The sequence below is a fragment of the Corallococcus llansteffanensis genome, assembly GCF_003612055.1.
Classification (GTDB): Bacteria; Myxococcota; Myxococcia; order Myxococcales; family Myxococcaceae; genus Corallococcus; species Corallococcus llansteffanensis.
In genome coordinates, this window is sequence record NZ_RAWB01000355.1 from 1 (window position 1) to 10,432 (window position 10,432).

At 70.5% G+C, this 10,432-nt stretch carries 9 protein-coding genes; 5 read left to right on the plus strand and 4 right to left on the minus strand.

Annotation, left to right across the window (positions count from 1 at the left end; all coding sequences use genetic code 11):
• The coding region (locus tag D7V93_RS27880; RefSeq protein WP_147451370.1) for a sensor histidine kinase at positions 1-253 on the plus strand (253 nt) is incomplete at its 5' end.
• 13 nt (positions 254-266) lie between these two features.
• Here the strand turns inward: D7V93_RS27880 and D7V93_RS27885 are convergent.
• Positions 267-1,316, minus strand: coding sequence for a chemotaxis protein CheB (locus D7V93_RS27885; protein ID WP_120646281.1), 1,050 nt, complete (start codon positions 1,314-1,316; stop codon positions 267-269).
• 320 nt (positions 1,317-1,636) lie between these two features.
• Between D7V93_RS27885 and D7V93_RS27890 the strand changes: the two genes are divergently transcribed.
• Positions 1,637-2,041 (plus strand): response regulator, encoded by a 405-nt coding sequence (locus D7V93_RS27890; protein ID WP_120646282.1) that lies wholly within the window; start codon positions 1,637-1,639, stop codon positions 2,039-2,041.
• Between the two features lie 25 nt (positions 2,042-2,066).
• Here the strand turns inward: D7V93_RS27890 and D7V93_RS27895 are convergent, their stop codons facing one another.
• On the minus strand, positions 2,067-3,377 hold the full coding sequence (locus D7V93_RS27895; RefSeq protein ID WP_120646283.1) for an ABC1 kinase family protein: 1,311 nt from the start codon (positions 3,375-3,377) through the stop codon (positions 2,067-2,069).
• Between the two features lie 83 nt (positions 3,378-3,460).
• Positions 3,461-5,401, minus strand: a complete 1,941-nt coding sequence (locus tag D7V93_RS27900; protein ID WP_208723171.1) for a serine/threonine-protein kinase — start codon at positions 5,399-5,401, stop codon at positions 3,461-3,463.
• A gap of 716 nt (positions 5,402-6,117) precedes the next feature.
• Here D7V93_RS27900 and D7V93_RS27905 point away from each other — a divergent pair.
• The 3 genes from D7V93_RS27905 to D7V93_RS27915 all read left to right on the plus strand — a co-directional run bounded on the left by D7V93_RS27905 (position 6,118) and on the right by D7V93_RS27915 (position 9,799).
• Positions 6,118-7,725, plus strand: a complete 1,608-nt coding sequence (locus D7V93_RS27905; protein WP_120646287.1) for a CocE/NonD family hydrolase — start codon at positions 6,118-6,120, stop codon at positions 7,723-7,725.
• Positions 7,726-7,880: 155 nt separating this feature from the next.
• Positions 7,881-9,407: an aldehyde dehydrogenase gene (gene adh, locus D7V93_RS27910; protein WP_120646284.1), complete on the plus strand. Its 1,527-nt coding sequence runs from the start codon at positions 7,881-7,883 to the stop codon at positions 9,405-9,407.
• A gap of 2 nt (positions 9,408-9,409) precedes the next feature.
• Entirely contained in the window at positions 9,410-9,799 is a 390-nt protein-coding gene (locus tag D7V93_RS27915; protein WP_120646285.1) for a DUF779 domain-containing protein, read from the plus strand.
• A 35-nt stretch (positions 9,800-9,834) separates the two neighbouring features.
• Here D7V93_RS27915 and D7V93_RS27920 read toward each other — a convergent pair.
• The coding region (locus tag D7V93_RS27920; protein ID WP_147451371.1) for a sensor histidine kinase at positions 9,835-10,432 on the minus strand (598 nt) is incomplete at its 5' end.

A 10,432-nucleotide genomic window follows, 5' to 3' on the forward strand; every position in this document is an offset into this window, starting at 1 on the left:
GGGCGGGGCCGTGCGCATCACCGTGGAGGACGAGGGCACCGGCATCCCCAAGGAGCACCTGCCGAACATCTTCAAGGCCTTCTTCACCACCAAGGGCGACAAGGGCACGGGCCTGGGCCTGTCCATGGCCCATGGCGTGGTGAAGCGCGCGGGTGGCACGCTCACCGCGGCCAACCGTCCGAAGGGGGGCGCGAGGTTCACCCTCACCTTCCCGGCGCTGAAGGCGCCCCCCGCGCGTCGCGAGTCGCGCTGATCCGCACGCGGCTTCAGCCCACCTGCTCCGGCTCGTCCGCGGCGTCCGTCTCCGCGGGCGCCGCGGCGGGCGAGGGCCCCGCCAGCACCGCCCGTCGCAAGAGCTCCACCTGGGCCTCGGCCGCGCGGGCGCGCTCGCCGAAGCGCTCCGCCGAATGGAGGTGGTTGCGCTCCCGGGCCCGTCCGGCCATGCGGCGCGACAGGGCGGCGCTCTCCTCCAGCGCCCGCAGCGCGGCCCACAGCGCGGCATCCAGGTGGTGCTGCTGGCTGCCGGACAGCGCCTCTCCCGTATAGCCGTGGCCGGTGCGGCACCGGAAGCGCAACAGCCCGTCCTCGTCCATCTCGAAGAGCACGCCGCCGCAGTCGGGACAGGAGAAGTGGGAAGGCTTCGCGTACTCCACCAGCGTGGGCGGCTCCTCCATGGAGGGAATGTCCACCTTCATCGCCGTCACCTCTGCTTCCACCTGCGGCGAGTGCTTGCGCGGCCGCGACTTCACGGGTGTGGCCACCAGCCGCACCAGCAGGGACGCGAGTTCGCTCATGGGCACGCAGTGGTCCACCGCCACGAATTCCAACGCGCTCCGGGGCATGTCCCGACAGAACGCGTCGCGGGGGTCCTGCACCACGGCCACCCCGCCCTCCTTCTTCACCGCGAGCAGCCCCGCGGTGCCGCAGTCGAGCGCCCCGGTGAGCACCGCCCCCACCACGCGGGGGCCATAGGCGCTCGCGGCCGAGCGGAACAGCGGATCCACCGCCGGCCGGTGACCGTTCTCCCGGGGCCCCTTCACCACCTTCACGTGCCCGGGCTCCACCAGCAGGTGTCTGTCATTGGGCGCCACGTAGATGCGGCCCTGCTTCAAGGGCTCCCCGTCCTCGGGATGGTGGGCCGGCAGGGGGCCGGAGCGGGTGAGGATCTCCGGCAGGTAGCTGCGGTGCTGGGACGACACGTGGAGCACCACCAGCACGGTGGCGGCCAGGTTCCGCGGAAGCTGCTTCACCAGCAAGGTGAGGGCCTCAACACCCCCGGTGGAGGTGCCAATGACGATGATGTCGTGGTTCTGCACGTTCCCTCGTTCCCCGCCGGGCGTTCAAAAGACCTGGCCCCTTCAAGCTATTGGGGCCCTGCCCCCCCGCGCAGCACGCGCCACCCGGCATGGCCGCCTGCCCCCCTGCCCTCCGTGTCCTTCAAGGCTAGGAACGCGGGTGTGGATTGCCCACCCGGGGGCCAGGACGCGGCGTCTTTTCAGCCGGAAGATTCCAGAAAATTCCAGAGAGGCTGGCCACTTAGGAGAGGGCTGGGCGATACTGACGGGGTACTCGGGTCGCTGGTTTCTGGGGCGGCGTGACCGGGACATCCCAACTGTCGGTTCCTGGGGGAGCCACCATGTCGTCGGAGCCCAAGATTCGCGTCCTCATCGTGGACGATGACCCGGACCAGCTCGCGCTGACGGAGCGTTCGCTGTCCTCGTTCAACTTCGAGGTGCGCACGCACCGCTCGTCGTTGGGGGTCTCCAACCTGGTGCGCACGACGGCGCCGGACATCGTGCTGCTGGACGTGAACATCCCCGCGCTCAGCGGCGACAAGGTGCTGGCGCTGGCGCGGCAGCAGGCCCCCGAGCACACGCGCTTCGTCCTCTACTCCGCCTCCGACGAGGCCAAGCTGCGCTCGCTGGCGCTGGCCGCGGGCGCGGACAGCTACCTCTCCAAGAGCACCCAGGGCGCGGACCTGGCGCGCAAGCTGGAGAAGCTGCACAAGCGCCCCCGCGGCGCCGCGGCCCCCGCGAAGTAGCGGCGCCTCAGGCCCTTTACGGCCCTCACGCGGGCACGAGCGCGCCGACCTCCAGGAACACCTGCCGGAAGTCGCCGTTCGCGCCCAGCAGGCGCAGGTTCTGCGCGAGGCCCCCGGTGGCGCGGAAGAACATCATCGCTTCCGGGGGCGGCTTGATGCGCAGGAAGCGCACGGCGTTGCGCGTGAAGTGGTTGCGGATGTCGCGGTTGATGTCGCAGGTGCCGTAGTCGTACGGCGCCGCGCGCATGGGCCGCCCGGCGATGTGCAGCACCTCACGCAGCAGCGCCTCCGCCTCCGGCTCCGGCAGCTCCACCGTGAAGCCGACCTCGCGGCACAGGGCCAGCACGTCCAGCGTCTCCAGGCGCAGCGCCTGGTGGAACATGCGGCGGTTGGGCTCCACGAAGCCCGGGCTGAAGCGCTTGATGGAGCCGAAGTCCAACAGGCCCATGCGCCCGTCCGGCATCACCATGAAGTTGCCCGGGTGCGGATCCGCGTGGATCTCCCCCGCGTCCAGGAAGGGCCCGTAGGTGGCGCGGATGAGCTGGCGCGCGACGCGGAAGCGCGCGTCATTGTCCGGGGACGTCGTCACCCAGTCCTTCAGCGTCAGGCCCTCCAGCAGCTCCAGCGTGAGGACGCGGCGCGCGCTCCGGTCCTCGATGACCTGGGGCACGTACAGGTCCGGCAGCTTCGCCACGCTCTTCGCGAAGCCGGCGGCGAGCGTCGCCTCGCGGCGGTAGTCCAGCTCCAGCATGAGCTCGTCGCGGAACTCCTGGAAGTAGGCGGTGCCGTCCATCATCCGCGACGTCTTGGACACCGTCTTCACGACCAGGCCCAGGTTGTCCATGTCGTGGCCCATGGACGCATCGATGCCCGGGTACTGCACCTTCACCGCCACCTGCCGGCCGTCGTGCAGCACCGCCCGGTGCACCTGGCCGAGCGACGCGGCGGCCAGCGCCTCCCGGGAGAAGTCGCGGAACAGCTCCTCCGGCGGGGCGCCCAGCTCCTCCTTCACCACGCGCGACACCTGCGCGTAGGACATGGCGGGCGCCTGGTTCTGCAGCCGCGCCAGCATCTGGCGGACCTCCGGCGTGAGCAGGTCCTGATCCATGGAGAGCGCCTGGCCCAGCTTCATGGCCGCGCCCTTCATCTCCCCCAGCGTGGCGACCAGCTTCTCCGCGGTCCCCAGGCTGAGCAGCTCCGACGGGCTGGAGCCGGAGAGCCGTTTGGCCCCCGTCTTGAGCACCTCCGAGCCCACGTGCATGGAGAGGCCCGCCAGCTTGCGCAGTCGGTTGAACCGCCCCTGGGGCGGAAGCTTGTCGTCGGGTTCGGAAGCCATGGGCGAGGAGAGGATTAACGAGGACTCCCCCCCCATACGCAAGGCGACCGCCCTCCAGATGCGGGGCCGGTGGCCTGGCGACCCTACCGGGGGGCAGTCGAGCCGCGGACCCGGGCGCGCAGGAAGCGCCAGCGCTTCAGCCCCTCCAGGTCCAGGGGGTCCGCGCGGACGGCCTGCTCATAGGCGGCGAGCGCCTCTTCCAGCCGGCCCACGGACGCCAGCGCGTCCCCGGACAACCGGTGCACGGCGGCGCGGCCCTCGCGGCCGGTGTTGCCCGCGAGGAAGCGGCGGCGGCACTGCTCCAGCATGGTGGCGGTGAGGCCCGCGGCGAGGCACCGCTCGATGCCCTCCACATTGCCCAGCGTGGCGTCGTACTCCACGCGCCGCTCCACGTTGCCCAGCGTGTGGAGCGCCCCGCTGACGCGCTCCATGGCGCGCTCCACCTGGGCCTTCTGGGCCTCCGACAGCGGGCGCGTCTTCAAGAGCTCCAGGGCCCCGCGCGCGCGCTGGGCCGCGGTGCGCACGGACTCCAGCGTGGCGTCGCGCGGCAGCTCCAGCACGGCGTACGGGTCCCCGGCGAGCCGGCGGCGGAAGCCCTGCAGGACGCTCTCCGCCTGGGGATCCTCCGGCGTCGGCATGGCGGCGGCCTGCGCGGCCTGCGCGGACGTGGGACGCGCGCCGTTGCGAAGCTGGGTGAGCGTGGCCTGGAAGCCCGGGCCGGTGTCGCGCAGCTGCACGCCGAAGCCGGGGGACATGTGCCACGACTGGGCCTGCTCGGCCGTGACGTGGCGCACCACCTGGGCGGTGCACGGCAGGTCACCGCCCGGCAGCCGCAGCACCAGCGACACATCCGACAGGAGCGCGGGCGGCGGCGTGGCGAGCTGGAAGAAGAGGCCGGTGCGGCCCACCCACTCGCCCTTGAGCTCGATGGGGGCCTGGGCGAAGGCCTGGGCGCCCGAGCCGCGCAGGAGCGCGGTGAGCTGCGGCAGCGCGGGCGCGGGCGGCGGGGCGAGCGAAGCCTCCAGGGCGGCCCTCAGCTCCGCGGCGGAGGCGAAGCGGTGTTCGGGCTTCTTGGCCAGCGCGCGCAGCAGCACCTTGGACAGGGCCTGCGGCACGGCGGGGCACACCTCGTGCGGCGGCACCGGCTCCTTCTGCAGGTGGCCGACGAGGATCTCCGCCGCGGTGCGCCCGAAGAAGGGCACCTGGCCGGTGAGCAGCAGGTACGCGAGCACGCCGGCCGCGTAGATGTCGCTGCGGGCGTCCACCAGCCCGTCGCCGCACTGCTCGGGGGCCATGAACTCCGGGGTGCCCAGGAGGACGCCCACCTCGGTGGTCATCTCCCCGGCGGGCCGCGACAGCAGCTTGGCGATGCCGAAGTCGAGCAGCTTCACGCGCTGCCGGCCGCCGGGGCCGGGGACGAGGAAGACGTTGGCGGGCTTGAGGTCGCGGTGGACGATGCCGTGCGCGTGCGCGGCGCCAAGCGCGTCACACACCTGCGTCATCAGGTCCACCACCCGCGCCGGGTCCATGGGGCCCCGCGCGAAGTGGGCGAGGCTGTCCCCCTCCAGGTACTCCATGACGAGGTACGGGCGCCCTTCGCGCGAGTCCAGGTCGTAGAGGGTGACGACGTTCTCGTGCTGCACGAGCGTGAGCGTGCGGGCCTCGGAGAGGAAGCGCGCGACGAGCTCCGGGGCCTGCGCCAGGTGGGCGTGGAGCACCTTGATGGCCACGCGCTTCTGGATGAGGGTGTGCTCCGCCAGGAACACGGTGCCCATGCCGCCACGGCCCAGCTCGCGCACCACGCGGAAGCGGCCGAACTCCTGGCCCACCAGGGACGGCACGACGGGCGTGGGCGACGACAGGGGCGAAGGCGTCAGGCCCACCGCGCCGGCCGGACCCGGCGGCGGGGTCCCCGCGTAGAGCAGGGTGCCGCCGGAATCCAGTCCCCTCAGCAGCGTGGGACACGCCTCCGCGGGAGAGTGGGGCTGACCGCAGGAACAGGTGGTGGACGACTGGGCGAGCACGCGTGGGGACCGGGACCTGAACAGGCGATGCGGGGGTGGAACGGCGTCAGCGGCAGATGCGAGCGGTGTGCCAGCACCCGGGAATTTTGGGTTCACGCGAAGGTCCGCGCCAAACGGTTGATCCGCTTCGACTTCCAGACACTCCTTCGCGGCTCGCGCTCCAGCCCATCACGAGACACCCCACGGTACCGGGGAGTTTTTACAGCCCCGGGACGGAACAGTTTTCCGCCCTGCCTCTGAATACGTTCAACCCAGCAGACCTTGACCGACTTCCGCCTTCACGTCCTTCACCACGCTGCCGCGCCGCGCAGTGACTTCAAGATGACAGGCGCCCGTGCGGGTTTCCAGCGTGCACTGACATGAACACCAAGAGCGGAAAACATTGTGTCCGCTCTCGAATTAAGCCGCGTTTGCGCCTCTCACGGTGCGCACCCGGAAGGCCCTGAGGGCGCCCGAGCGGCGCGCGGATCAGCGCGGCGTGAAGGCCTGAAAAAGCCCCCGGGGCTGAAGCGTCCCGCAAGGATGACGGAGCTTCCGGTGCTCCCGGCGGGACGCGGGCTGCGTGCGGCGCGGACGCGCTTGTCATTGGGCCTGGGGCCGGTCCCAGACATACACGCTCTCAACGAATTCCATGCACAGCCGTTGATTTGAAAATCAATCCGCCGTTACCCTGCATGGGCTTCCGGCTGGCCCTTCCCCCGCGTGAGGTCTCCCCCATGTCGCGACGTGCTTCTTCTCAGTTTCTGAGACTGCCGTTCCTGCTGCTGGCGTTGTTCACCCCGCTGGCGGGGACGGCCCTTCCCGTCCAGGCCACGGCCGCGCGGGCCGTCGTGGCCGCGGTGCCGACCACCGGCTTCAAGTTCGTCGACATCACCGTCGGCGACGGCACCGTGCTCAAGGCCAACTACATCGCGCCGACGACGCCGGGCCCGCATCCGGCCGTCATCTTCATCGCGAGCTGGAGCCTCAACGACCTGGAGTACCTGGCCCAGGCCAGCGCGCTGGCGCAGCGGGGCTACGTCGCGCTCTCGTACACGCCGCGAGGCTTCTGGGCCTCAGGCGGTGGCATCGACACGGCGGGCCCCGCGGACATCGCGGACACGTCGCGCGTCATCGACTGGCTGCTCGCCCATACGTCGGCGGACGGCGCGCGCATCGGGCTGGCGGGGGTCTCGTATGGCGCCGGCATCTCGCTCATCGCGTCAGGGTTCGACTCGCGCGTGAAGGCGGTCGCGGCGCTGTCCGGCTGGACGGACCTGGTGGCCTCGCTGTTCGGTGGGGAGACCCGGCGGTTGCAGGCGGTGGGCCTGCTGGACCTGTCCTCGCGACTGCTGGGCAGGCCGAGCCCCGAGCTGCGGACGACCATCGACAACTACTACGCCAACCGCGACATCCCGGGCATCAAGGCCTGGGGCCGGGTGCGGTCGGCGAGCACGTACCTCCAGGACATCAACGCGAACGCGCCCGCCATCCTGATGGCCAACGCCTATGGCGACAGCCTCTTCCCGCCCAACCAGCTCGTGGAGTTCTACGGCCAGCTCACGGGGCCCAAGCGCCTGGAGCTCGCGCCGGGTGACCACGCCGTCGTGGAGGCCACCGGCCTGCTCGGGCTTCCGAACCACGTGTGGAGCAGCGTCACGCGGTGGATGGACGCGTACGTCGCGGGCGTGGACACCAGCATCACCCACGAGCCACCCGTGGTGCTGCGCACGTATGACGGCGCCGTGGAGGGCTACACGTCGTGGGACGACGTCTCCTCGGGCACGCAGCGCTTTGGCCTTGGCGCCATCCGCGTGCTCGACGGCACGGGCACGCTGGGGGGTACGCCCTCCACGAGCGCCGCGAAGACGGTCTGGTCGGGCTTCGACACCAGCGCCGACGCGGGCGTGGCGCTCTTGACCAACGGGCTCCAGGCGCTGACCGGCATCCCGCCCATCGTCTGGCTGCCGGGCGTCAACCGCCTCAACGCGGGGGTCTGGACGTCGGCCATCACGACCCGGGCCACCGCCATCCGCGGCGCGGCCACCCTGCGCCTGCGCGTCACGCCGTCCACCTCCTCCGGGACCGTGGTCGCCTACCTCTACGACCTCACCGGCGACTACGGCAGCCTCATCACCCACGTGCCGCTGTCCTGGCACGGCGCCACGCCCGGCACCCCCGTGGACCTGGACCTGACGTTCCCCGCCACGGCCTATGACGTCCCGGCGTGGCACCGGCTGGCGCTCGTCGTCGACACCGAGGACCCGCTCTACCTCGACGTCAACGCCACCGGCGCGCAGCTGTCGCTCCGGGGCCCGTCCTGGCTGGACCTGCCGCTGCGCTGAGCGAAGGCATCATGTGAGGCATTGACCTGGGGGCGGGTGCCCCACCCGCCCCCGCTTCGATCATTAACAGACATTGACAGACCTTCCCGGGCACGTAACGCAAGGCGTTACGTGCCTATCGTCCGTGCGGCCTCAAACCCCCGCAGGAGTCCCCCATGTCGACGGTCTACGAAGCACCGGGTCAGAAGGGCAGCAAGGTCCAGTACCTCAGCCGCTACGGCAACTACATTGGCGGGCAGTTCGTGCCGCCGGTGAAGGGCCAGTACTTCGAGAACATCAGCCCCGTCAACGGACGCCCCTTCTGCGAGGTGCCGCGCTCCACCGCCGAGGACATCGAGAAGGCGCTCGACGCCGCCCACAAGGCGAAGGACGCCTGGGGCAAGACGCCTCCCGCGGAGCGCGCGAACATCCTCAATCAGATCGCGGACCGCATGCAGCAGAACATCGAGATGCTCGCCGTCTCCGAGTCCTGGGACAACGGCAAGCCCATCCGCGAATGTCTCGCCGCGGACCTGCCGCTCGCCATCGACCACTTCCGCTACTTCGCCGGGTGCATCCGCGCGCAGGAAGGCTCGCTCAGCCAGCTGGACGACCACACCGTCGCGTACCACTTCAACGAGCCGCTGGGCGTCGTCGGGCAGATCATCCCGTGGAACTTCCCGCTGCTGATGGCCGCGTGGAAGATGGCCCCCGCGCTCGCCGCCGGCAACTGCATCGTCCTCAAGCCCGCGGAGCAGACGCCCGTCACCATCCTCAAGTTCGTGGAGCTGGTGGGCGACCTCTTGCCCCCCGGCGTCCTCAACATCGTCAACGGCTTCGGCATCGAGGCGGGCAAGCCGCTCGCCAGCAGCCGGCGCATCGCCAAGATTGCCTTCACGGGTGAGACGACCACCGGTCGCCTCATCATGCAGTACGCCTCCGAGAACCTCATCCCGGTGACGCTGGAGCTGGGCGGCAAGTCTCCCAACATCTTCTTCGAGGACTGCTTCGCGAAGGACGACGACTTCGCCCAGAAGGCGCTGGAGGGCTTCGCCATGTTCGCCCTCAACCAGGGCGAGGTGTGCACGTGCCCGTCGCGCTCGCTCGTCTCCGAGCGCTTCTACGACGAGTTCATGCACAAGGCCGTGGAGCGCACGAAGCGCATCGTGCAGGGCAACCCGTTGGACCCCGCCACGCAGATTGGCGCCCAGGCGTCCAATGATCAGCTGGAGAAGATCCTCTCGTACCTGGACATCGGGAAGAAGGAGGGCGCGAAGGTGCTCATCGGCGGCGGCCGCAAGGCGCTGCCCGGCGCGCTGGCGGAGGGCTACTACGTGGAGCCCACCATCTTCGAGGGACACAACAAGATGCGCGTGTTCCAGGAGGAGATCTTCGGCCCCGTCGTCGCGGTGGCGAAGTTCAAGGACGCCGAGGACGCGCTCGAGCAGGCCAACGAGACGCTCTACGGCCTGGGCGCGGGCGTGTGGACGCGCGACACCAACACCGCCTACCGCATGGGCCGCGGCATCCAGGCCGGCCGCGTCTGGGTGAACTGCTACCACCTGTACCCCGCGCACGCGGCGTTCGGCGGCTACAAGCAGTCCGGCATCGGCCGGGAGAACCACAAGATGATGCTCAATCACTACCAGCAGACGAAGAACATGCTCGTCAGCTACGACCCCAAGCCCATGGGCTTCTTCTAGGGATGCCCGTCCCCCGCGTCGAGGTGACGCCCGCCGCCCAGGCCCTGCTCCACAAGATGCAGGGCCTCCACGGCCCGCTGCTCTTCCACCAGTCCGGTGGTTGCTGCGACGGCAGCGCGCCCATGTGCTTCCCGCGCGGCGACTTCCGCGTGGGCCAGGAGGACGTGTACCTGGGTGAAGTCGTGGGCACGCCCTTCTACATGTCCGGGTCGCAGTTCGAGTACTGGCGCCACACCCACCTCACCGTGGACGTGGTGCCCGGTCGCGGCAGCGGCTTCTCCGTGGAAGCCCCCGAAGGCGTGCGCTTCCTCATCCGCTCGCGCCTGTTCACCGACGACGAGTACCGCGCGCTCGAGGCCGAGGGGCCGCCATCCAAGGGCCCCCAGCACTGAGCGTCTCCAGCACGGAAAAAGGTCCCCGCCCTCCCTCACGGCTCCGGGGGAGTGCGGGGCAGCCGCAGCGTGAAGGTGGCGCCCTTCCCCGGCTGGCTGTCCACGTCGATGCGGCCGCCCAGCGCTTCGACAATCTGACGGCTGATGTAGAGCCCCAGGCCCATGCCGCCGTAGTGCCGCTCGGACACGGCGCGCTCGAAGCGGCCGAAGAGGCGCGGCAGCGCGTCCGCTTCGATGCCGATGCCGGCGTCGCTGACCTCCACCCAGGCCTCGTCCTCCGCGTTGAGGCCCGCGCGCACCGACACCGGACAGCCCGCGCCGTACTTCGCCGCGTTGGTGAGCAGGTTCACCAGCACCTGGTCCAGCCGGAGCGCGTCCCAGTGGCCGGTGAGCGTCGTGCGAGGCAATTCCAGGCGCAGCAGGCACTTCGCCTGGGCGAACACGTCCGACAGCCGCTCCACCGCGTCGCGCGTCACCTGCGCCAGGTCCACCTCCGCGCGCTCCAGCACCAGCTTGCCCAATGACAGACGGCTGACGTCCAGCAGGTTGTCCACCAGCGCCGTCAACCTCAACACCTGCCGCTGCGCGGTGGCCAGCCGGGTTGTCACCGGCCCCGTCAGCCCGGCCCCCTCC

Excerpts from the sequence above, each read along its gene's own strand:
- D7V93_RS27890 (WP_120646282.1), top strand. The coding sequence starts at position 1,637 with ATGTCGTCGGAGCCCAAGATTCGCGTCCTCATCGTGGACGATGACCCG.
- D7V93_RS27895 (WP_120646283.1), bottom strand. The coding sequence starts at position 3,377 with ATGGCTTCCGAACCCGACGACAAGCTTCCGCCCCAGGGGCGGTTCAAC.
- D7V93_RS27905 (WP_120646287.1), top strand. The coding sequence starts at position 6,118 with ATGTCGCGACGTGCTTCTTCTCAGTTTCTGAGACTGCCGTTCCTGCTG.
- adh (WP_120646284.1), top strand. The coding sequence starts at position 7,881 with ATGTCGACGGTCTACGAAGCACCGGGTCAGAAGGGCAGCAAGGTCCAG.
- D7V93_RS27915 (WP_120646285.1), top strand. The coding sequence starts at position 9,410 with ATGCCCGTCCCCCGCGTCGAGGTGACGCCCGCCGCCCAGGCCCTGCTC.